At 51.2% G+C, this 22,113-nt stretch carries 24 protein-coding genes, 1 other RNA gene and 1 riboswitch; of the genes, 14 read left to right on the top strand and 11 right to left on the bottom strand.

Going from position 1 to position 22,113, the window contains the following annotated elements:
- Nucleotides 1-42 precede the first annotated feature (42 nt).
- Nucleotides 43-1,398, top strand: a complete 1,356-nt coding sequence (locus tag PsAD5_RS26500) for an ActS/PrrB/RegB family redox-sensitive histidine kinase (RefSeq protein WP_057463015.1) — start codon at nucleotides 43-45, stop codon at nucleotides 1,396-1,398.
- Between the two features lie 131 nt (nucleotides 1,399-1,529).
- Entirely contained in the window at nucleotides 1,530-2,075 is a 546-nt protein-coding gene (locus tag PsAD5_RS26495) for an ActR/PrrA/RegA family redox response regulator transcription factor (protein WP_057463014.1), read from the top strand.
- 83 nt (nucleotides 2,076-2,158) lie between these two features.
- Here the strand turns inward: PsAD5_RS26495 and PsAD5_RS26490 are convergent, their stop codons facing one another.
- Nucleotides 2,159-2,797: a septation protein A gene (locus PsAD5_RS26490; RefSeq protein WP_063294262.1), complete on the bottom strand. Its 639-nt coding sequence runs from the start codon at nucleotides 2,795-2,797 to the stop codon at nucleotides 2,159-2,161.
- Between the two features lie 451 nt (nucleotides 2,798-3,248).
- Here PsAD5_RS26490 and PsAD5_RS26485 point away from each other — a divergent pair, with 451 nt between their 5' ends.
- Both PsAD5_RS26485 and PsAD5_RS26480 read left to right on the top strand, forming a co-directional pair.
- The gene (locus PsAD5_RS26485) at nucleotides 3,249-3,584 is read left to right on the top strand and encodes a hypothetical protein (protein WP_063294261.1); all 336 of its coding nucleotides are present in this window, start codon (nucleotides 3,249-3,251) and stop codon (nucleotides 3,582-3,584) included.
- Nucleotides 3,585-3,890: 306 nt separating this feature from the next.
- Entirely contained in the window at nucleotides 3,891-4,358 is a 468-nt protein-coding gene (locus PsAD5_RS26480) for a DUF1499 domain-containing protein (protein WP_063294398.1), read from the top strand.
- Nucleotides 4,359-4,534: 176 nt separating this feature from the next.
- Here the strand turns inward: PsAD5_RS26480 and PsAD5_RS26475 are convergent, their stop codons facing one another.
- From PsAD5_RS26475 to PsAD5_RS26450, 5 genes are all read right to left on the bottom strand, one after another.
- Nucleotides 4,535-5,242, bottom strand: a complete 708-nt coding sequence (locus PsAD5_RS26475; RefSeq protein ID WP_057463012.1) for a class I SAM-dependent DNA methyltransferase — start codon at nucleotides 5,240-5,242, stop codon at nucleotides 4,535-4,537.
- Nucleotides 5,243-5,499: 257 nt separating this feature from the next.
- The gene (locus PsAD5_RS26470; protein ID WP_063294260.1) at nucleotides 5,500-6,555 is read right to left on the bottom strand and encodes a FecCD family ABC transporter permease; all 1,056 of its coding nucleotides are present in this window, start codon (nucleotides 6,553-6,555) and stop codon (nucleotides 5,500-5,502) included.
- Nucleotides 6,556-6,557: 2 nt separating this feature from the next.
- Nucleotides 6,558-7,496 (bottom strand): ABC transporter substrate-binding protein, encoded by a 939-nt coding sequence (locus PsAD5_RS26465; protein WP_063294259.1) that lies wholly within the window; start codon nucleotides 7,494-7,496, stop codon nucleotides 6,558-6,560.
- 12 nt (nucleotides 7,497-7,508) lie between these two features.
- Entirely contained in the window at nucleotides 7,509-8,291 is a 783-nt protein-coding gene (locus tag PsAD5_RS26460) for an ABC transporter ATP-binding protein (protein ID WP_063294258.1), read from the bottom strand.
- A gap of 344 nt (nucleotides 8,292-8,635) precedes the next feature.
- Nucleotides 8,636-8,845, bottom strand: a riboswitch (cobalamin riboswitch).
- An 807-nt stretch (nucleotides 8,846-9,652) separates the two neighbouring features.
- Nucleotides 9,653-10,279, bottom strand: coding sequence for an RNA ligase family protein (locus tag PsAD5_RS26450; RefSeq protein ID WP_063294257.1), 627 nt, complete (start codon nucleotides 10,277-10,279; stop codon nucleotides 9,653-9,655).
- An 816-nt stretch (nucleotides 10,280-11,095) separates the two neighbouring features.
- Here PsAD5_RS26450 and PsAD5_RS26445 point away from each other — a divergent pair.
- The 3 genes from PsAD5_RS26445 to PsAD5_RS27945 all read left to right on the top strand — a co-directional run bounded on the left by PsAD5_RS26445 (nucleotide 11,096) and on the right by PsAD5_RS27945 (nucleotide 12,907).
- Nucleotides 11,096-11,368 (top strand): hypothetical protein, encoded by a 273-nt coding sequence (locus PsAD5_RS26445; RefSeq protein WP_063294397.1) that lies wholly within the window; start codon nucleotides 11,096-11,098, stop codon nucleotides 11,366-11,368.
- 652 nt (nucleotides 11,369-12,020) lie between these two features.
- Complete coding sequence (locus PsAD5_RS26440) at nucleotides 12,021-12,410, top strand: hypothetical protein (RefSeq protein WP_063294256.1); 390 nt, start codon at nucleotides 12,021-12,023, stop codon at nucleotides 12,408-12,410.
- A complete protein-coding gene (locus PsAD5_RS27945) occupies nucleotides 12,404-12,907 on the top strand; it encodes a hypothetical protein (RefSeq protein ID WP_153040836.1) in 504 nt (167 codons plus the stop codon). The genes PsAD5_RS26440 and PsAD5_RS27945 overlap by 7 nt, the downstream gene beginning before the upstream one ends.
- A 78-nt stretch (nucleotides 12,908-12,985) precedes the next feature.
- Here PsAD5_RS27945 and PsAD5_RS26435 read toward each other — a convergent pair whose 3' ends face one another.
- From PsAD5_RS26435 to ffs, 5 genes are all read right to left on the bottom strand, one after another.
- On the bottom strand, nucleotides 12,986-13,504 hold the full coding sequence (locus PsAD5_RS26435; protein WP_063294255.1) for a GNAT family N-acetyltransferase: 519 nt from the start codon (nucleotides 13,502-13,504) through the stop codon (nucleotides 12,986-12,988).
- Between the two features lie 115 nt (nucleotides 13,505-13,619).
- Entirely contained in the window at nucleotides 13,620-14,231 is a 612-nt protein-coding gene (gene recR / locus PsAD5_RS26430; RefSeq protein WP_057463003.1) for a recombination mediator RecR, read from the bottom strand.
- Between the two features lie 177 nt (nucleotides 14,232-14,408).
- Nucleotides 14,409-14,735 carry a YbaB/EbfC family nucleoid-associated protein gene (locus tag PsAD5_RS26425; protein ID WP_057463002.1) on the bottom strand — a complete coding sequence of 109 codons (327 nt, stop codon included), beginning with the start codon at nucleotides 14,733-14,735 and terminating at the stop codon, nucleotides 14,409-14,411.
- An 80-nt stretch (nucleotides 14,736-14,815) separates the two neighbouring features.
- Nucleotides 14,816-16,684: a DNA polymerase III subunit gamma/tau gene (locus PsAD5_RS26420; protein WP_193778179.1), complete on the bottom strand. Its 1,869-nt coding sequence runs from the start codon at nucleotides 16,682-16,684 to the stop codon at nucleotides 14,816-14,818.
- 103 nt (nucleotides 16,685-16,787) lie between these two features.
- Nucleotides 16,788-16,886: signal recognition particle sRNA small type (gene ffs / locus PsAD5_RS26415), an RNA gene on the bottom strand.
- Nucleotides 16,887-17,078: 192 nt separating this feature from the next.
- On the opposite strand from ffs, the gene nudC reads away from it, so the two are divergent.
- From nudC to sdhD, 7 genes are all read left to right on the top strand, one after another.
- Complete coding sequence (gene nudC / locus PsAD5_RS26410) at nucleotides 17,079-18,044, top strand: NAD(+) diphosphatase (RefSeq protein ID WP_063294253.1); 966 nt, start codon at nucleotides 17,079-17,081, stop codon at nucleotides 18,042-18,044.
- Between the two features lie 61 nt (nucleotides 18,045-18,105).
- Nucleotides 18,106-18,720: a histidine phosphatase family protein gene (locus PsAD5_RS26405; protein WP_057462998.1), complete on the top strand. Its 615-nt coding sequence runs from the start codon at nucleotides 18,106-18,108 to the stop codon at nucleotides 18,718-18,720.
- A 144-nt stretch (nucleotides 18,721-18,864) separates the two neighbouring features.
- Nucleotides 18,865-19,539, top strand: a complete 675-nt coding sequence (locus PsAD5_RS26400) for a sulfate transporter family protein (protein ID WP_057462997.1) — start codon at nucleotides 18,865-18,867, stop codon at nucleotides 19,537-19,539.
- Between the two features lie 46 nt (nucleotides 19,540-19,585).
- Entirely contained in the window at nucleotides 19,586-20,062 is a 477-nt protein-coding gene (locus PsAD5_RS26395) for a GNAT family N-acetyltransferase (protein ID WP_063294252.1), read from the top strand.
- A gap of 262 nt (nucleotides 20,063-20,324) precedes the next feature.
- Nucleotides 20,325-20,855: a dihydrofolate reductase family protein gene (locus tag PsAD5_RS26390; protein ID WP_057462995.1), complete on the top strand. Its 531-nt coding sequence runs from the start codon at nucleotides 20,325-20,327 to the stop codon at nucleotides 20,853-20,855.
- Nucleotides 20,856-21,320: 465 nt separating this feature from the next.
- Nucleotides 21,321-21,719, top strand: a complete 399-nt coding sequence (gene sdhC, locus PsAD5_RS26385; RefSeq protein ID WP_057462994.1) for a succinate dehydrogenase, cytochrome b556 subunit — start codon at nucleotides 21,321-21,323, stop codon at nucleotides 21,717-21,719.
- A 10-nt stretch (nucleotides 21,720-21,729) separates the two neighbouring features.
- Nucleotides 21,730-22,113, top strand: coding sequence for a succinate dehydrogenase, hydrophobic membrane anchor protein (gene sdhD / locus PsAD5_RS26380; protein WP_063286405.1), 384 nt, complete (start codon nucleotides 21,730-21,732; stop codon nucleotides 22,111-22,113).

The following is a 22,113-nucleotide window of genomic DNA, read 5'->3' as shown; positions in this document are numbered from 1 at the left end:
TGATTTATGAAGGGCATCTGTGACATATTGGAGCAAGATTAAATGATGAGCACACCGGAAGGGCAGTCGCGACTGTTAGACCCGCAGATCAAGCTGGATACGCTTGTGCGCCTGCGTTGGTTGGCAGTGGCAGGACAAACTGTCTCTTTGCTTGTGGTGCACTATCTGCTCAACTTCCCGCTGCCCATCGGTTACAGCTACGTTTTGGTGGCCGCATCCGCATGGCTCAATGTCATTCTCAAAATTCGCTGGCCATCAAGCACGCGCATTTCCAAAAATGCAGCAGCAGCTCAGCTGGCCTACGATATCATTCAGCTCGGTGGCCTGTTCTACCTCACTGGTGGTCTGGGCAACCCGTTCTGTTTCCTCATTCTTGCACCTGTTGTCGTCTCTGCAACCGCGCTCTCTTCCCGCAACACCATCATTCTCGGCGCGCTGGCCGGAGCAGTCGTCACGCTGCTCACCGCATTCCATATGCCGCTGCCATGGTATGATGGCACGCAGATTGATCTGCCGCCGCTCTACCTTGTCGGCGTCTGGTTCTCGCTCATGTGCTCCATGTTCTTCATGGCAACATACTCTTTGCGGGTTGCTGAAGAAGCACGCCAGCTCTCCAATGCATTGGCAGCCAGTGACATGGTCCTGGCGCACCAGAAGCACCTGTCCGCGCTGGACGGCCTTGCAACAGCTGCCGCGCACGAACTCGGCACACCGCTGGGCACCATCTATCTGACGGCCAAAGAGCTCTCCACCGAGTTTGAGAAGGGCGACCCACTGCGTGAAGATGCTGAGCTGGTTTATTCTCAGGCCGCGCGTTGTCGTGAAATTCTGAAGAAGCTCACAAGCCTGTCCAGTGATGCCGATCAGGTGTTCCAGCGCATGCCGATTTCGCTGTTGCTGGCAGATGTATCTGAGCCGCACCGAGGTCTCGGCATTGAAATCAATATCAAGGCTGAAGGCGTCGGACCAGAACCCGTCGGCGTCCGTGACGCTGCCATCAGCTATGGCCTCGGCAACCTACTCGAAAACGCCGTAGACTTCGCAGAAACCACCGTTCTTTTCGAAGCGAAGTGGGATGATAAGCACGTGGAAATCTTCATTCTGGATGACGGCCCAGGCTTTGCGCCGGACGTGCTTGCCAGAATGGGCGAACCCTATGTTTCCAAACGCTCTGCACCTGCAATTTCAGAGGATGGTGAAGAAGAATTTGACGACGAAGCAGAACGCCAATCAGGCGGTGGCTTGGGTCTTGGCTTCTTCATTGCCAAAACATTGCTGGAGCGCTCTGGTGGAAGAGTGAATTTTCATAATCGAAAAGATCCTGACCGCGGAGCTTTGGTTCATATACGCTGGCTACGTGAAACTATGGATCAGGGAGCGCAAACTCCAGAATCCTGAGAGTAAATCTCTAGGTATCCTAGTAAAAATACTTTAGCGAAATCTGGCTATAAAAGCCCATGGGAACTTCCCTTAACTGAAAAATATACTAAAGTGTCCTGTGAATACCGTAGATTAATCGGACCTGCAAAATGACAGAACCAGAAGTTGCACCTCTTGGACGCCTTCTAATCGTTGATGACGATCGTGCTTTCCAGCAGCGCTTGGAACGTGCGATGCAGAAACGAGGGTTTCACACGGAAACCGCTGACGGCGTAAGAGAAGCGCTGAGTAAAGTTGCAGCACAGGCACCTGATTATGCTGTCGTAGACATGCGCCTCGAAGATGGCAGCGGTCTGGACGTGGTTGAAGCCATCCGCATGAAAAAGCCGGACGCGCGCGCAATCATCCTGACCGGCTATGGCAACATCGCAACTGCTGTAACAGCAGTAAAGCTTGGTGCCATTGACTATCTCGCAAAGCCAGCTGATGCTGATGATATTCTGGCAGCGCTGACCCGCCGTCCAAACGATAAAGCCCCACCACCAGACAATCCAATGTCTGCTGACCGGGTTCGTTGGGAGCATATCCAGCGCGTTTATGAGCTGTGTGACCGCAACGTTTCAGAGACAGCCCGTCGCCTGAACATGCACCGCAGAACGCTCCAGCGCATCCTGGCAAAGCGCGCACCGCGCTAATCCAGAGCTTAGACTACAGAAATACAAAAGCGCGGCTCAAACCGCGCTTTAATTTTGTCTGTACTTGGGAAAGTGAGAGAGCTTTAGCTCTTCTCTTCGCTCTCTAAGCTGTGCTTTTGGATCAGCGGAAGCTGCATCATGGTGAAGACCATGGTGATTGGCATGAAACCAAAGACCTTAAAGTCCACCCAGAAGTCCGTTGAGAAGTTGCGCCAGACAAACTCATTGATCAGCGCCAGCACAAAGAAGAACAGACCCCAGCGCATAGTCAGCTTGCGCCAGCCTTCCGCATCCAGCTTGAAGGCGCTGTCAAACACATATCCCAGCAGAGATTTACCGAAGAACAGCCCACCCAGCAGGATGGAACCAAACAGGGTGTTCACGATGGTTGGCTTGAGTTTGATGAACAGATCGTCCTGCAAATACAGCGTCAGTGCGCCAAACACGAGCACCACAACACCAGACACCACCGGCATCACCGGTAGATGACGGGTGAGGATGTAAGATACGGTGAGGGAGATGGTGATTGCCACCATAAAGGCAGCTGTTGCAATAAAGATCGGCTGACCAAGAGCACCCAATGCAGGAAACATCTCGGCAAGCTGTGCGCCTCTGGAGTTGGCGATGAAGAAAACGCCCAATGGACCGAGCTCAAGGGTCAGTTTCAAAAGTGGCGAAACGTCTTGGCGCTCAGTTGTCTGCGTAGAGCGTTCTGAATTCATCTGCAAAGGCTTCCTTTTGTTGCTTTTCTCCCGACCTGAGAGATTTAAGCAGCAATTTTGCTATTAAAAGGGCAATTAAGAGCGAAATTGCAAAATCGTCAAGTTTTATGGCACCGATATAGCCGTTTTGAGGGGCTATAGCCTTAATTATGCGTTCATCTTGCAAAACGCGAGGTGTTACAGCCAACTAGGAAGTAGCAGTTTGTTTGCTAGTTAGTGCTGAAATTTAGATTGCATTAGATATTCTAAGCAATTTATGAGTGTTTTGTAACCACATTTGATGTGTCTATTTGATTTTACTCATGAATTACAAATGGCAAAAAGCAAAATTTATCAATTAGTTCGCGATGAGTTTTCGTCGACAGAGTGTTTTGAATCTCATATTTATTAAAATGCTGCACATGTTGATGTGTAGTGACGATATATCCAAATTCATCTGGAACTAAATATTATGAAAACCACTCTCAAATGCCTCGCAGCTGCACTTCTGCTTAGTGCTTCTACACAGTCTGCCTTTGCTGGCCCTATTAAAGATGCAATGATCAAGCACGCCACCATCGCGAGCTTCATTGGAGCAGAAAAAAGCTGCGGACTCATTATTCCTGATGCAAGGGGCAAAGCACTGCTCGACGAAATCAAGAGTGAAGATGAAGGGTTTGTTATGAGTGTAGTCATGATGTCTATGGTGCATGAGCAAGTTGTTCAGAAAATCGAAGATCCTGCCGCTCGTGAAAAATATTGCTCTGAGCTCATCGCCGAAGCGCGCGAGCAGGGCGTGATTGACTAAGTCAACATTTAAGCGCTTGCTCACCAGATCATATGTTTGAGGCTGGGAGCACTTGCAAGTCAGTCGTGATTGAGCATTCTAAGGCGGCGCTTGGATTAATCCTCAGCTCCGCCTTTGCTGTTTCTGATGACATGTTCAGAGTTGCAGAGCAGCCTATCTGATTTCAAATGCAAACCTGGAAGAGATGCGAACAGATTGTGTCGCACTCTAAACACTAGAATTTCATTTCGCCCGCAACCTCTGAATGAGTTATGCTTTGTGCAAGTGGGAAATCCGGGAACGATGATATTCAAAGGTCTTTCTAAAATGGCTGTTATTGCAATTCTTCTGGTCGCGCTTGTGGTTGGCGTCACTGTAAAACTTATTTGGCAAAACTCTAGAGTGCCGGATTATGTTGGCGTGCATGATGGTCAGTTTGCAGCCCTGCCCAACTCCCCCAATGCCGTCTCTTCTCAAACAGAAGATACAGCCCGCCGTGTAGAGCCTCTGTCCATGCTCTCCTCCTTTGAGATCACACAGGCAGCTCTCACCAACACCTTACAGGAGATGGGCAAGAACAAGATCAGCAAGGTAGAAGGATCATACCTCCACGCCGTCTTCACGAGCTCAAGCATGGGTTACAACGACGATGTAGAGCTCTGGATCGATGAAGAAGCAGGCGTCGTGCACTACCGCTCTCAATCCCGCGTTGGCTACAGCGATATGGGCGCCAACAAGGCTCGCTACGAGCGTTTCAGAAGCATTTATTCCACATTCACTGACACTGAGAATTGACTCAGAGGCAACTAACACACCTGTGAGTTTCGCAGAGTCAATATCTCCTTGAAATGACTCATGAATCTACCCGACTGCATACAGCGCACTGACTCTGCAGGAGATAAACCGCAGAAACATTGAGACTCACAAAACTGTAAGTAGCCAGTGAGTCTGAAGCGAGTCAGGAGGGCGGCCTACTTGCTGCAGTGGCTCTGGCATTTGAAAAAGATGAAGCTCGGATTCTTCTGCAGCTTCTCATAGTGGATTGGAGATTTTTCCTTCATCTCGGCAGCTGGCATCCCTTCGCGCAGGTCCACAACACACATTCCGGCAGCTGAGAGCCACCCAAACAGCATGGAGAGTGGGCGGCGATAAAAACTCACCTTCACCGGCATACCAATGGTGTTCCATTCCTCCGTCACATGTTCCTGACGCAGATAACTACCGCTTGGAGAGCACTGTGCATCCACCAGCGGATGATGGGTTGAGAACACGAAGTAACCACCCGGCTTCAACACGTTCCCGATGTCTCTGAAAAGCTTGTTCAGGTCTTCGACGTAATGGATCATCAACGGACAGATCACGATATCAAACGTGCCTTCCAGTTTCTCCGGCAACCCATTAGACAGGTCAGAGGTGTAGCACTTTACGTTGTCGTCCAGCTTCTCTTTCACCAGCTTCAGCATCTGCTCGGATTCATCAATGCAGGTTACATCAGCTCCGTGATCATAGAGAAACTGCGCATACACGCCGGGGCCGCACCCAAGGTCCAGCACCTTCAGCCCTTGCAGCGGCGGCAGCATGCCAAGCAGGGTGGGGCGCTCTAAAAGAGCGTTGTAGATGTTCTCCTGAATGGCCTCATCATACTGCTCGGCAAAATCGCTATACAACCGAGATGTCATTCACGTACTCCGCATCAAACACATGTTCCCGAACAAGACCTCTGATCAACGCCTAGGAATATGCGACAAAACCATAATTAAAAGCAGCCGAAACCAACTGGAATAAAGGTAAATACCTTTCAAAATCCGTGTTTCTGCCATGCTGCCAGATGGGCCTTGTATGAGTCTAACGCGAAAAAACTGTGTCGTGATGACGGCAAGCTCAAGCTCATATCGCAGCGACAACGAGGTGTCAGAACCCCTGAAAAACGGCAGAGCTACCGCTTTTCCCGTAAGAGCCAGATAAAGAAAATCCCGCCAATAAGCCCGGTAATGATGCCAATCGGCATGTCTTCCGGCTTCATCAGCGTCCGTGCAGCAGCATCTGCAAGCAATAGGAAGATCGCCCCAAACAGCGCTGAAACAGGGATCAGGCGTCGATAATCGCCGCCAACAAACAGCCGCACAATATGAGGCACCATAAGCCCCACAAACCCGATCATGCCGGAAAACGCGACCATAACACCCGTAATCAGCGCACCAATCACAAAGGTTTCCAGCCGGAAGGCACCAACGGATATGCCAAGTGTTGTCGCCGTCTCATCGCCAATTGTCATCGCGTTGAAATGCCCTGCGCGAAACCACAGCCAGAGCCCGCACAAAGCAAGCACCACCAACGGGTAGGCGAGATGTGCCCACTGCGCCAGCCCCAATCCGCCCAGCATCCAGTAAACCACAGTATGCGTCGCCCGTGGGTCTGCCAAAAAGATGAGGATATTGGCGCCTGCCATCAGCACAAAGCTCACAGCTACACCCGTCAGCACCAGACGGTCGGCACTGGTAGCGCTTGTAAACTTCGCCACCCCAATCACCAGCAGCGTTGCCCCAAGAGCACCCAGAAACGCCAGCAAAGGTACGGTGAGCATCCCCAAAAACAGCCCCGTATGCAGCAGAGCCAACACCGCCCCAAACGCGCCACCAGCTGAAATGCCGATCAAATGCGGGTCAGCTAGCGGGTTGCGGGTGACGGATTGAAGGCAAGCTCCCACGATGGAAAGCCCGGCCCCCACCATGATCGCCAGCAGCGCACGGGGCAGGCGGATCTCCCAGAGAATGCTCTCCCGCCCCAGCGACCAGCTCGGCTCAACCGTGCCCGGCACCAGTTTGTTGGCAAGAACACCCCATACAGTCTCCATGGAAATGGAAACCGCCCCAACGGAGACCGCAAGGCAGACAGAAAGAACCAGCGCAGCCAATCCCACGCAGCAAATCTGCAGCAAATGATGAGAAGAGCCCTCTTTGGGGGCTACAACAACGCCGGTTCCTTCGCTCATTGTTAGTTACCCCAGAATGCGGTTGCGAGTTTCTTGATCGCCTTGATGTTCCGTGGTCCCGGAGTTGCTTCAGCATATTCCAGCGTCACGAACCGGTCATTCTTCACCGCATCCATATCCGCAAAGGCGGGGTTGTTGAGCATGAACTCACGCTTCTGCGCAGCAGTCACTTCGCCGTAGTTGATAATCACGATCACTTCCGGGTTGGTCTCAACCACAGCCTCCCAGTTCACGCGCACCCAGCTCTTATCCAATGTATCCGTCACGTTGGTGCCGCCAGCAGCCTCAATCAGCGCGGTTGGCATCCCATAACGACCAGCAGTGAACGGAGAATCTTCACCTCCGTCATAAACAAACACACGCAGAGGTGTGTCAGCAGCCTTCAAGCCAGCTTTGAACTGCGCAAGGTCTTCGCGATAAGCCTGCACCAACGCTTCCGCCCGCTCTTCAACATCAAAGATGCGGCCAAGGTTCAAAAGATCATTGTACATGTCATCCATGGAAACCTTTGGCTTCTCGCCAATATGGATGCAGCTCTCGGTCAGCTCGTACACCTTGATACCGAACGGCTCCAGCGTCTCCGGTGTGAGCTCGCCACCAACCCTCATACCATAATTCCAACCTGCAAAAAAGAAATCCGCGTCAGCACCAATTAGGATTTCTTTGTTCGGATACTTTGGGGCAAGCTCCGGCAGCACAGCCACTTGATCCGTGAGCTCTTCATCCAGCGTCTTCCACCCAGAAATACCGGTGTAGCCCACCATGTTGTCCTGCAACTCCAGTGCCAGCATCATTTCTGTGAGGTTGGAGTCATGCGATACCGCCCGCTGCGGCACGCCATCAAATTCGACAGTGCGGTTACAGCTCTTGACGGAAACCTCTGCCAGCGCAGCGGAAGAGGAAAGCAGCGCCGCAGCCAGCGCCAAACCAAGTTTTTTCATGAAAAAGTACCCTTAAGAATGCAGATCAAATGTCAGAAGAGAGTGTTGTCGGTCCACCAGCTGTTCGCGCGTTGTGCGCACCTGAAAAGCCTTGGAAACCAAAGCGGGAGAGAGGATCTGCTCCGGCACCCCAAATCCAAGCATTTGCCCGTGGTCCAGCAACAGGATCTGGTCACACACCTCAGCTGCCATGTTCAGGTCATGCAGGCTGGTGATGATCGTCAGATCCAGCTCTTCAATGAGCTTCAGAATTTCTAGCTGATGGCGAATGTCGAGATGGTTGGTCGGCTCATCCAAAATGAGCAGCTCTGGCTCCTGCGCCAACGCCCGCGCCACCATAACCCGCTGCCGCTCTCCGCCAGAAAGCGTGCCAAACAACCGTCCGGCCAAGGCATCCAGCTGCAAAGCGCGGATCGCACGGTCCACCACCTGCCGGTCTCGTTCTCCGGAAGCTGCTAACCCACTGCGATACGGCGTGCGTCCCAGCTCCACAATCTCACGCACCCTCAGCGCAAAATCCGTCGGCTGCTCTTGCAATACCGCTGCCACCCGCTGTGCCGTGATCTTGGCGGAGAGGGACCAGATGTCATCACCGCCAACGCAAATCTGCCCGCTCATCGGCTTGTTGAACCGATAGAGCAGCCGCAACAACGTAGACTTGCCAGCCCCGTTCGCGCCAACCACGCCAAGCACTTGCCCCGCAGCCAACTCAAAACTCAGTGGCTGTAACACCAACGAACTCTTCCGATCAGGCGCCCACGAAACATCGCACACAGAAACAAAAACCGCGCTCATGCCAAAGCACCCGTGCGCAGCTCAGCCCCAATCGGGCAGCCAACGGTGCCCAAATGATGAGAAACAAGATCAAGCATCGTACCAACCCACCCGAGTGAAACGCTACACATCATCAATGTAACGTTATAACGTTACATTGATTGTCGAATCCTGAGGCAAAAGTCAAGCACACACGCGCGTCGACCATCAGCGGTTCGCAAAACGATCCGGGATAAAGTTTAAGTCTTGAGGAAACAGGTAACATAACGCCCTCCGCGCAACGGCAGGGGCAAACAGAAACCGGATATGTGAGAGGCTTGCGCCAATGCAACCATTATGGCCTCCTCCGGGACGCCCCGCCCGGGTTGAAGTGAAACATAATGGCAGGTCTCCTGACTCGCGGGTCTGTGCTCAGCCAGCCTTCCCGGATCTCTCCAGTGGCATGCTTGGCGTCGCTCGCCGCTTACAGTTGCGGGGGCAGTCACGGAATTAGCGCCTGTTGGCTACACTTCACCGTGTTCCCTTTTAATCCCGAGGCCTTTCGCACCTCAGAAACCATAGGCCCGCATACTGAATTTTGCAGACCTCAATTGCAAGCGCTTTCGAGAATAGACCTGAGGTGCTGTTGATAGCAATTGCCAGCAACTCACTTGAAACACTCAAATACTTTCGCAAAACCATCCCAAGTTTTCCATGAGTTTCACTTGTGACAACGCCTTGCTAGGCTCTTGGCAATGACCAAACAGAGATTGCTTGAATTCACCAACTTTGACCATCCGGATAGCAATAAGTGAAAAGAGATGAAAACAGTCATTAAAAAGACTTCGATAATCTTGAGTGTCTTCGCTGTCTGTTTTGCAGTTTCGGGATGTTTATTGATTGGACCTCTCCTGCCGACACCTGGACATACGGAGATTGTGAAAATCGATTCATCAATGACGAACCAGGAGCTTTCTCGCAAGTTGCTTGCTATCTTTAGAAATCACGGTATAGCCCCCTGCACAATGTCAAGCCCCGCATACCATAGCAAAGTCCGTCACTCAGTTGATGAAAGGCCGCCGAATGGCTGTATTTGGGGAGGCTTTCGTCATCCAAGTCAGCCACAAGTAAATGCTGATGATGCAACTATAATCATCGGAAGTTTCCCAGAGTACAATAATAATGGGATAGGCCAATCAGCGAGATTTCGAAGACTCAGTAACAACGAGTTGGAGGTTACGGTAAAAGGACAAGGTGCGTACTATAGGAAGCTCCCAAACAAAAAAATCGCTCAAAAATTTGCCCGGATTATCAAAGAAAACCTGCAATAACAGCACACCCCACCGTCTTCCCGGACAAGCGCAGCGCAGATCCGAGATCCAGAGCCAAATGCTCAGGTGCTCCTAGCTCCTTCGCAACCCGTTCTTGGTAATCTCACCATGCATCCAGTGGGTGTCACTCTGTACGTGATCTGCGCGCACATACTTGGCCATATGTGTTGCCATGTCAGCCTCTTGGAAAGCCTCAGTGGTTCGCACGACAAAGCCCTCCTGCTTGCTCAGGTTGAGCCCGTTCAGCACTCTGTCAACGCTTGCTTGAGTGAAAACGCCCCTGTGCAACACCGGAACAGGAGCAATGCCCAGCTCTGAGAAACGGTCCAGCGTCGCATCCCAACTCTGTGTGACGCCGCCAACAATCCATGCAAAACCTAGAAAGTAAGTAGGCAACCTGTCATAAGCGACGGAATGACGGGCAAACAGATACTCACCGACGATCCGCTCATCCTCAGCAAGACACGGCGAAACACCTGCCGCAAAAGCTTTCATCCAATCACGGGATGGATGATACCCACTGTCAGGGCTACGCGCATGGCATCCACTCTGCAGGATAGTCGTATTCTCGCCGTCCATCTTCTCGGTAAAGACGACCTCTGCTGCGCTTTCCAGAACCGCCAAATCCCGCAGGATCTTGTCATCGCTCATTACACCGGGAGAGCTGGGTAAGTGATAGGTGCGGCCATACTTCTTCATCGATCCCGCAGCTCCTTATCTTCAAAGCTAATAAGGGAACTCCGATTTTAATTCCTATGCTCATTGAGCCAGGACACCGCCCCTTCTTCTTATCGGGAGGTGATTACAAGCTTTAACGAGCAACCACAACCACCCTCCGTCTTCCCGGACAAGCGCAGCGCAGATCCGGGATCCAGAACAACACGCTTAGGCATAAGCCACGACACAAACACCTTGCTAACCCCCGCCATCCATGTCCCTGTCAAAACTACCAGTTTGACAGGGTAATTACTTCATCCCATCCTCATGCATGAAGCGCACAAGCCCTTTGTTATGGGCGGGAGGGTGGTGAATAAAATACTCTTTCGAGGGGAATAAACTCGCCTGTCTGTTTGCAGGTTTCTAGCCTCCCGCCCGCCAAAGGGTTCTCACTCCACCCTCGTCTTCCCGGACAAGCACAGCGCAGATCCGGGATCCAGAGCGACATGCTCAGGCATAAGCCACGACACAAACACCTCGCAAACCACGTCATCCACAACCTTGTAAAAACTGTCAGTTTGACAACCGCTGGTTTTCATTACACATTCATCTTTGAGGCGTCGAAACCTTTCCAAACAGCGGAAGCCGCTCCCGTTAACTAGCGGATTTTTTGTGCCTTTTTTCTAAGGGCGCAGACCCTTTGCTATGAGCGGGAGGGCGGTGAATACAATACCTCTTTCGGGAGGGAATAAACTCGCCTGTCTGTTTGCAGGTTTCGAACCTCCCGCTCGCCAGCGGGCCGTCGAAAGCCTTGTTGTCGTGCGGTTGTTCAACACCCTACTTACAGAGGGATTGAGAATGATCGACTCCGCATGCGCCTGTGGCGCCACAAATACTTTCCAAAATGAAATTGACGAAGTCATCGTCGTTGTCTCGGATTTGCAAAACCTCTCGTATATTCAGCACCTCGTGCTGACAGAGAGAATGCAGCACTCCAGTGAGCGCGATGCCCTGTTCACTCTGCATCACGCCTTCCGCGATCGCCTCGAAGCGCTCAAAAAAAGCTGCGGAATGTTAGAGCGAGTCGCTCATCCGCAGCCAATAAACACAAAAACTCCGCTTCCTGATTAAGCCGTGCAGCTCTTTGCTTGCTGGCACCCTCCCGAAAGCCCCATCGGTTTTCAATCAGGGAGATGCATAGGAGCAAAGAAAAAAGCCAGCCTCATAAAAAGGACTGGCTTAGAAAATGGCTTGATTGTGCAGCGCGCTCTACGTGATCGGTACCCCTGACCACGCAGAGCTCGTTCAACAGCACTGTGATGGGTAAATGGCACAAACCCGTGCCACTTGCCTCCGGTACCAATGGCGAAACGCAAATACACCCCGCATCCTCGCCAAACGGTGCCCTGCTGGTCTGCGGCTATACCACCCGCCGCAGGTCAGCGCCTCCTTAAAAATACCAGTGCCAACAGCAGCGCGTCTACCCCATGAAAAATCAGGGGTAGTATTCCTTCTACCGCCCCACCCACTGGATCCCGCATCAAGTGCGGGACGACGGCATTGAAGCAACCGCAACAACCTCACCAATACATTATAGTTACATCAGATAATCAAAACGCAGATCTCAACGTCTCTTTTGCTCGGACTGGGTACGTGGGCTCTATGAGGCATTCACAGAGGTAAGGCGTGATTTCGATAAACTGAGCTAAGTAGTAATGGCCAGTTAATTTACTTCCCCAATAACGTGTGATATCCGCCGGTATATTACCTATGGGGAAGTGTTATGAAAAAGCAATTGTTCGCTTTATGCGCTGCTTCTATGTTGATTGCTGGCTGTTCTAGCAGTGGAAGTAATAGTGTAGAAGTCCGCGCTCGAAAGGCTGCCAACCTTTCTATCTGGAAAACCCGTCAGGAGGTTCGCTTTGCAGGGAAGTCATTTGAGGTGGCCGTTGCAAAAGATAAAGCCTTTTCATTTGTTGCTCCCAAAGGCTCAGGATTTCCTTATTCGCCTGCTGAGGTTGAAGGCGTTGCACGCGCTGTAACTGGATGTAAAGCAGAATTTGGGGCAGGAATACTGGCTTTTGTTGGTGGCTTCTCAAAGAAGTCGGATCTGCGAGAGATTCAATCTAAATATTCAGGCTTTGATTATTGGCGTGTGGATCTCAAATGTTAAAAATATTGAAAGCGGTGAGCCTAACTGTTCCATTTATTATGATTGCAGGACTAGTTGGGTGTTCTAATCAATCTCGACCAGCCTTTGAAGATGTGGTGAACCGCGAGATAGTATTTCCTGAATACCCGAGTAGTGGTTGGACTTATTTAAGTTTCTCTCAGGCTCATGGATATCAGGTCAACTATCTTGGCAAAAATGGTCGTGCTTGGTTATGGTATCCGGGGAACTCAGTGGTAGTCCCGGAGGAATGGAAGCGTGATACTGTTGCAGGACAAAAAGCTGTTTGTTGGCGGCATCCAGCGAAGAGCTATAACCCAGTAACGAAGCGATATGGTGGGTCTTTTGCATGCCAGTCGCTGGCATTGTCGCAACGAAGAATCATCGCAAGACTAAAGGGTGATCCTTTCGCGCTTTCTTCTGACAAAATTCCTTATCGGCTCTCGAAGTGTTCCGCACCTAAAGAGTTTGACTTCAATCGTGACCAGTTTCGATGCTGATTAGCGATTGAGCTCTGTGTTTCTGGTTGCAGGTTGGTTTAGGTAAGCGCAAATAATCCAGCACAACCTGTTGCCAACTCACCCCAAATCAAACCGCTTACAAATCCGGTCTACCGGTGTCCCATCAGAGAGCGGCACGGCTTCCAGCACTTTGTAGTCTTTGAAGCCGCGGGAGGTGTAGTAGGCGAGGCCGCCGGTGTTGTCGGCGCGGATGGTGGCGTTGATGGTGGTGAGGCTTTTGCCTTCCAGATTGGCAAGTGTTGTTTTGAACAGCGCACTGCCGATGCCGCTCTTGTGCAGCCCTGGTTTTACGAAGGTGCCGATATCAACCCAGTCAGCGGGGATATCTCCGTAATGGCTGGCGATTTGAAAGCCAAGCGGCTCGCCGCTCTCACGATCAATCGCGCAAACAGTGCTCTCCAGAATATCCGCTTCAAGAAACCACTCGATGAACTCACCTTTGTTCAACGGCTTCTCAAGCGCAGTTGTCCCCCCGGCCTCAATAATCCGGTTGAGCAGAGCGAGCAGTTCGTCCACATCGTTGCGCTGGGTTTTGCGGATGAAAAACTGGGTTGGTTTGGCGGAAGACGTGTCCATTTCTAAAAATCCTGTTCAACGCAATAAATACGCAAATCTTTCAAATCAACGCACATAGCAACGCAAACGACTTATGTGACGGAAATACCCGCATAAGTGCCGAGCAAGAAACCTGCTAAAACTTTGTTCTTGCTCGCAAAGCCTGCGCCAGCGTGCCCTCGTCAAGGTAGTCCAATTCGCCGCCAACCGGCACGCCATGGGCAAGACGGGTCACTTTCACATTCTCAAATCGCGCAAGCTGGTCCGTAATGAAATGTGCAGTGGTCTGTCCTTCAACGGTCGCATTAACAGCGAGGATAACTTCGCTCACCACACCGCCTTCAATCCGCTCAACCAGCTTGGAAATGTTGAGGTCATCCGGCCCAATCCCGTCCAGCGGAGACAGAGTGCCACCGAGGACATGATAATGCGCGCTCACAGCGGATGCCCGCTCTAGCGCCCAAAGGTCAGAGACGTCCTCAACCACCACAATGGTTGCTCCATCCCGGCGCGGATCAGAGCAAATGGTGCAAGGATCACTGGTGTCGACGGTGCCACACTCAGAGCAGATGCCGACCTGATCAACCGCCACGCCCATGGCTTCAGCCAGCGGGATAAGCAGTTGATCTTTCTTCTGAACCAGATGCAAAGCAGCACGTCTGGCCGAGCGCGGGCCGAGGCCGGGCAGCTTGGACAGCAGCTGTATCAGGCGTTCAATTTCGGGACCAGCAACCCTGCGTGTACTCATCTAAAATCTATGCTCTCTGCGAGAAAGAAAAGGCACCCGCAAAGCAGTTTTGCGAGACAATGCCAGATAAACTATGCCCGCCTGAAGAGGCGGGCAAGAGGGAATAAATCCGTTTCAGGTCTACCGCCAAATCTGCGCAGGGCCGCGGTGATTTGGCAACAGATAGCCTTGAAGATATTAAGAGCCGAACGGGAGTTTCATGCCAGCTGGCAGACCCATACCGGACATCATGTCCTGCGTACGCTCCTGCACCAAAGCTTCGCCTTTTCCCTTAGCATCGTTATGCGCAGCGAGGATAAGATCTTCCAGGATCTCAACTTCATCAGCATTGATGAGAGAAGGATCAATCTTCAAACCAGTCATCTCACCTTTACCATTCAGCGTAACGGTGACCATGCCTGCGCCTGAGGTTCCCTCAACGGAAAGGTCGTTTACAGTCTCCTGAAGCTCGCCCATTTTTTCCTGCATCTGCTTGGCTTGCTTCATCATTTTAAGAAAGTCCATCGACTCGCTCCTTAAACGTCTCTTGAGCGCACATCAGCGCTCTATCAATTCGGTTCATAAGGTTTCATAGCACAGAAGCCTTAGAAATCTTGGGTGAAATCCATAGAGTCCATGCCTTCTATGTCGACAGACTCGGACGCCGCTTCAAGGGGGAGATCTTCCTCCTGCTTCAATATGCGCACGTCAACAACCTTAGCCCCGGGAAAGGCAGAAATAAGTTTCACCACTTCCGGATCAGAATGCGCGTCAGAAACCAACTGTCTTTGGTTAGCTTCTTTCTCTTCATGCAAAGTCGGTCGGCCCTGGTCACGACTAACCGCAACAATCCAGCGACGACCCGTCCATTCTGTCAGTTTTCGGCCCAGTTCTCCAGCTGCATCAGCTGTCGCAATCTCAGTCGGCTGCACTTCAATACGGCCCGGCTGGAAGTTGACAAGACGCAGTGCGCGCTCAACCGAAACCTTGACTGGAATGTCCTTCATGCGGGCCGCAAGTTGAGCAACCTCAGCCCAGGAGCGGATCGCAATCTTCTCTTTAAGTTCCTCAGCCTGTCGCATCTGAGGGGCTGATTGCGGTGCAGCGCCAATAGCTTGCGTCATCGGCTGGCCGCCAGCTACAGCACGTAACTGGGGGGCTGAGCCGCCACCGGATGGAACAGCGCTGGCGCTTGATCCGCCACCGCCCTGTGGCGCGTTACCCGCAGGCGCATTGCCACCAGCAGGGGAGAACTTACCAGATTTCAGCAGCTTCAGTGCCTCTTCCGGATCAGGTAAATCAGAGGCGTAGCACAAGCGCACCAAAACCATGTCAGCCGCAGCCAGAGGTTTAGGAGCGTTCTGTACTTCATTAATTCCCTTCAGCAATATCTGCCATGTCCGGGAAAGAACGCGCATGGATAGCTTTTCAGCAAAGTCCCGCCCACGTTGCCGCTCACTCTCAGTGACAGAGTTCTCTTCACCCGCCTTCGGCACCGCTTTCAGGCGAGTCACCAAATGGGTAAAGTCTGCAAGGTCAGAGAGGACAACTGCCGGATCAGCGCCCACATCGTACTGGGCTTTGAGCTCATCAAGAGCGCTGGCAATGTCGCCGCGCATCACGTGCTCAAACAAATCTATCACCCGGCTGCGGTCAGCAAGGCCCAGCATCTGGCGCACTTCATTCGGCTCAATGCGACCAGCACCATGCGCAATGGCTTGATCCAGAAGGGATAAACTGTCTCGCGCAGAACCTTCGCCAGCGCGAGCAATCAGAGCCAGCGCCTCATCAGAAATTTCTATGCCCTCTTTACCGGAAATCTCGCGCAGCAGAGAAACAAGCGTAGAGCTCTCAATCCGGCGCAGGTCAAACCGCTGACAACGGGAGAGGACAGTCACAGGAACCTTACGGATTTCTGTAGTCGCAAAAATGAATTTCACATGCTCCGGCGGCTCTTCCAGCGTCTTCAACAACCCGTTGAATGCCGACTTGGAGAGCATATGCACCTCATCGATGATGTACACTTTGTACCGCGCACTCGCCGGACGGTACCGCGCTGCTTCGGTAATCTCGCGAATGTCGTCAATGCCAGTATGAGACGCAGCATCCATCTCGATCACATCGACATGACGGCCTTCCATGATCGCCTGACAGTGAACGCCGGGTTTGTCTAAGTGTATGGTAGGTTTATCAATTTCGCCTGAGATCTCGTAGTTTAGGCCACGGGCCAGAATACGCGCAGTGGTCGTTTTACCGACACCGCGAACCCCGGTCAGCATCCAGGCTTGAGCGATACGTCCAGTCTCAAATGCATTCTGCAGAGTCTGAACCATCGGCTCCTGACCATAAAGATCATCGAACGAACTAGGTCGGTATTTACGGGCGAGAACGCGATATGCACCATCGCTGCTGGAAGAATTATCTTCCGCGCCTGTTGTTGTCTGGTGCTCGTCTTGAAGGTCTATTCCGTCCATATCGCCCAAATCCTCAGCCACTTCAAAGGCAAGGTAAAACTTACTCCCGGCCATTCAAGACGAAGACCGGCCGCTTGTCGAGTATGGGCGCGGGGAAAATTAGGTGGGAGGCTGGCACGATGACCCGTGCCATGGACTCGTTAGGGCTGCTTCCTTCCGGATCTGACCCGGTTGGCGAGTGGCTCGTCCACCACCAACCTCCCGATCGTGTATATGGTCGCTTTACCTGTATTTTGCAAGCCTTCATTGATGTTTACCGCTTGCTACTGTGGACGAGACTGTGAATCTTCAGAGAGTTCTGCCAAATCCGAATTCAGAAAATGTCGCCACAACATTGCATTTCAGTGCTATCTCGGGTTCACTTTACATAAGTTTATAATTTAAGGAATTCGAAATGCTGGCCGAAACAGCTGAGGTGTATGACGCCTCTGCAGCTCTTTGTTATTCTGCCAACTCGCTTAATCGCTGTGGTGAAAAACGTAAGGATACTGAATGGGTTAACTCGCTAAAGACGAGCCCGGATGCCCGCTTTTTAATTCAGGCAAACGACGCTTTCATCTTCAATAAAGAGGTCATGACTGAGCCTTTCATTCATTCCGTTGAGATGCTCAAAACTCTGAATATCACTGATCGGACGACCATCTTTCTTGGCATTGACGAGACTGATGGAGACCGCCCATACTTTGGCGTGCGTTACACAGTGGATGCTGAAACGCTTGAGGAGGAACTGGAAAAACTCGGAGCATTCGCGGCATACGGACTGCGCGGAATAGCGATGAAACGAGCAGCCAGTCAGGAAGTGCTTGGAATGATGGCACAGGCTGCTTCTGTAGGCCGCTGGCATTCCTCCCATAAGATGTGTTCTCAGTGTGGACAGCCAACGGAACTCGCCGAATCTGGTTATCGGCGAGATTGTCCGTCTTGCTCTGCGCAGCACTTCCCAAGAACGGACCCAGCGGTGATAATGTTGATCACCCACGGGGACAAATGCCTGATGGGGCGTCCTTACCATCTGATGGAAAATGTCTACACAACACTCGCCGGGTTTGTGGAACCAGGCGAAACCTTTGAAGACGCCGTCCGCCGAGAAGTTTTTGAAGAAGCAGGCGTTAAAGTCGGCAAAGTGGAATACGTCGCCAGCCAGCCTTGGCCATTCCCATCAAATATTATGATCGGGTTCCACGGTGAAGCGCTGACGACTGACTTGAATATCGACTATGAAGAAATGGAGGATTGTCAGTGGTTTTCTAAAGAGGAGACACTGAAGATGCTCCAAGGCGAAGCAGAGTCGGGATTAATTTGCCCCCCTGACATCTCTATCGCGCATCATTTGATCAAGAAATATATCGAGGAAAAATGACCCATGGACGAGTAGAGCCAGTGGTTATTTAACAGGTGCCTGATGGCACCGGGGAGGTGCCATGACTTACTGTATATATTTGACCCACCCAAATGTTGACATCGACCCGGCAACCCCAGTTCCGCACTGGGATTTGTCGGATAAAGGTCGCGAGCGTTTAGAACAAGGTCTACGCCAACCGTGGCTTTTGGAAATTGACCATGTCATTTCCAGTCGCGAAAAAAAGGCCATCGAAACTGGTCAGATTATCGCGAGCCACCTGGGTATGGAGCTGATCACATCCGCAGGCCTTCACGAAAATGATCGCAGCTCAACCGGTTTTCTTGAGCCAGATGAGTTTGAGCTTGTCGCTGATGAGTTCTTCAGTCGCCCCGCAGTGAGCGTTCGTGGCTGGGAACGGGCGCTGGATGCGCAAAGTCGTGTCGTCACTGCAATTAAACAGGCGCTCACCGCGATTCCAAGTGGCGAACCTGTTCTATTTTCTGGCCATGGAGGCGTGGGAACGCTGCTCAAATGCCACCTCGCCAACAATGCAATCGACCGCGCCTTCGATCAGCCTCCAAATGTTGGAGGTGGTTGCTGGTTCCGGTTTGATCCAGTCGATCTTGAGAAGTGTTCCGCTAGTCTCGAGAGCCTGAAGTGGCAGCTGATCGATGAGATGGAGCTCGCGCAGTAAACTTGGGAACGTTCCGGCGCAAAGAACTGAAGCAGCCTGTTGATCCTGATGGGTGGCAAGCTGCTTTACAAGCGTCAGCTCTTGTTGCGGCTCGGGGAAATGCTTATCTAAGTGCCATCTGTTTTCATAAATTTGGCACAAGAGATGTTATCGGCAGCAATAAAATCATTTTCGCAGGTTTTTGAACCGCATTTCAGAAGCATCTTTTTCAAAGCCTTAGGGTTAACATTGCTTCTTCTTCTTGTCGTCTGGATCGCTATTCAAGGCGTAGTCGGGTATTTCATAGACTTACCACAAGACTGGCAGGACACGACGGTCAGTATCGTAACAGGCATCGGCGCATTAATCGGTCTCGGCTATATCCTGGCTCCGGTTTCAGCGATGGTCGTCGCCTTCTATCAAGATCAGATTTCCGAACTTGTTGAAGAGCACTCTTATCCCAATGAAAGGCGAGGCAAAGCGCTGCCGCTTGGCGAGTCTATTGTAACGGCTCTCCGTTTTGTCGGCGTTATCATTGTCGCCAACATTTTCGCTCTGATGCTGTTCTTCATTCCCGGTATCGGCCAAATCGCATTTTTGCTCGTGAATGGCTATCTGTTGGGCCGTGAATATTTTGAGTTTGTGGCAATGCGCTTTATGTCGCCGCAAGAAGCAAAAGCTTTTCGTAAATCGCAAGGCGGAACCGTATTTGCAGCCGGACTGATCGTTGCGTTTGTTCTAGCAATTCCAATCGTGAACCTGATCACTCCACTCTTTGCGACGATCTTTATGGTGCACGTTTTCAAGACATTGCGAACAAAACGCAATCTATCCGTCTAGACTCAATAATAACTACAATTTTAAGAAATAACAGGAAGTAGCTGCGTTGCCTATTCGAAGCTTTATTGCTGACGATCTAACCTGGACGCACGCTCTGAACGAAGAGCATGCTGTCGAATTGTCCTCTATGACACGTGATGGCTTTGCAGAGCTGATCAAGAAAGCAACCTATGTAAGGATTGCTGACAAGGAAGCTGGTCTTCTCATCACATACGATCAGGGCGGCGAGTATTCTTCAGTTAATTTCAAATGGTTCTGCGCAGGCTATGACAACTTTCTCTATGTCGATCGGATTGTAATTTCTAAAGCTGCACGAGGACAAGGCATTGCAGGCAAACTCTACGATGACCTGTTCAACTTCGCGAAGGCAAAGGGATACGAGCGCATTGTATGTGAAGTAAACTCAGATCCTCCCAACCCGGCATCAGACGCATTCCATGCTTCACTAGGCTTTCAAATCGTCGGGGAAGCTAAGCTGGAAGGAAAAGGAAAGACCGTCAGATACATGGAAAAAGCGCTCTGAAGAGTGTTGTTCTATGAGATTTAAGGGAGCGAAGCTTGGCTGTCCTTTGTTACTCAAACATCACATCAACTCTCTTTTCCCCCCATTTGACTGCTCTTCGTTTCGTGCAGGTTGATCCGGAGAGAAATCTGTTTCAGCATGTAATCCGGCAATGAGGAGGACTCTGTCGGTGAACAACTAAGGCAACTCAATTCTGTTGAACAGCACTCCCACAATCAACGTGGGTGGTGTTTGATGCCTGTCTGTTTTTGATGGAGTCTTTATGAGACGCGTTATCTATGACGTCGCCGTTAGTCGCGACGGTTTTATTGCTGGCCCGAATGGCGATGTTTCAATCTTCCCCCATACTGGTGATCATGTAGACGCTTACAAAGAGCGATTAGCGACCTATGATACTGTGATCATGGGACGCCATACCTATGAGTTTGCCTACCAGTATGGTCTTCCCGCAGGCGCTAAAGCTTACCCGCATATGCGGCATCTGATTTTCTCAGAAGGAATTCAGCTGCCTGAAGACACTCAGGTTGAGGCAGTGCGAGCAGACTTCACCACGCACATTTCTGCGCTGAAGAATGAGCAGGGTGGCGATATCTACCTGTGCGGAGGAGGGATGTTTGCAGGTTTGCTGGCTGCGTCTAAACTAATCAATGTCCTACGCCTGAAAGTTGCACCTGTCATATGCGGGGTGGGGACACCGTTATTTGCAAATGTCTCTGAGCTGATCGATCTCAAATGCACCTCTTCAACGCTGTATGATAGCGGCGTTGAGTATTGTGAGTTTGATCTGCAGTAGCTTATTACCAACACGGGGCAGGCCATACCTGCTCCGTCTCTTTTTACCAGTGAATAGAGCACGGGATAGGTGCCTAAACTGGAAATCAAGATCGGCTGCTCTAGATTTGAAGTAGAGGGTCGCGTCAGCTCGCTCACATTAAATAAAGTTTACGTAAACGTAATTTGACTTTAAGTGATTTTCTGAAAAATTTCGCACAATTTCAGTAAATTAAAATATGACTACAAAACTCAAGATAATAAGCTACCAGATTCTTGTTACTTGATCGGGTAGAAACCAACAAAATTTACACCGCAAAATCTAATCATTTCGGCCAATTTTAAGGGCAAACCTAGTAGAAAAAGCATTTAGTCGCATAGGATGCTTTGACGCACCCCGAAACTGAAGGTATTAGAACCTCATACAACGCCTTGTTTTGTTACGTTTACGTAAGCGTAACTGTAACCAGGGACGGGAGAGAGATTTATGGCGAACGCTGACCTCAAGGCCAACCGGCCATTATCGCCCCATCTTCAGATCTATAAGCCGATCGTGACGATGGTGATGTCCATTCTACATCGCATCACCGGGGCGGCGCTTTATTTTGGAACGATTTTGATGGCGTTCTGGCTCATCTGCGCAGCAGCAGGTCCTGAGTCCTATCAATTCGCAATGGACGTTTTCGGTTCCTTCCTGGGCCGTCTGGTCCTCTTCGGCTTCACATGGGCACTTGTGCACCACATGATTGGCGGATTGCGTCACTTCATCTGGGACATGGGGCATGGCTTTGAATTGTCTGCAGCGAACTGGATGGCTCGCGCGACAATCGTAGGCTCTGTTGCTCTTACCGTGATCCTCTGGATCATCGGTTTCATCGTCGCTTAAGGAGAGATCAATGACCGATATGCGCACTCCGCTCGGGAAAGTTCGCGGCCTTGGCTCAGCTAAGGACGGCACGTCGCATTTCTGGCGCCAGCGTTTGACCGCTGTAGCAAATGTGTTCCTTATTTCCTTCTTTGTTATCCTCGTTATCGCGCTGCAAGGCGCTGATTATGCGAGTTTCACTGAAGCACTTCAAAACCCGATCATCTCCACCTTGCTGCTTTTGGTGATCTTGGTCGGCTGCCTGCACATGAAGCTGGGCATGCAAGTCATCATCGAAGATTACTTCCATTCAGAAGGGCTAAAGCTTCTTCTTCTTATGGGAAACATTTTCTTCGCTTCTTTTATCGCACTCGCTTCCGTGGTTGCAGTGCTTAAAATCAGCTTCGGAGGCTGA

Source organism: Pseudovibrio sp. Ad5, from assembly GCF_001623095.1.
Taxonomy (GTDB): domain Bacteria; phylum Pseudomonadota; class Alphaproteobacteria; order Rhizobiales; family Stappiaceae; genus Pseudovibrio.
The sequence above is the reverse complement of the archived record's forward strand: the minus strand, read 5'-3'. Positions and strand labels throughout refer to the sequence as shown.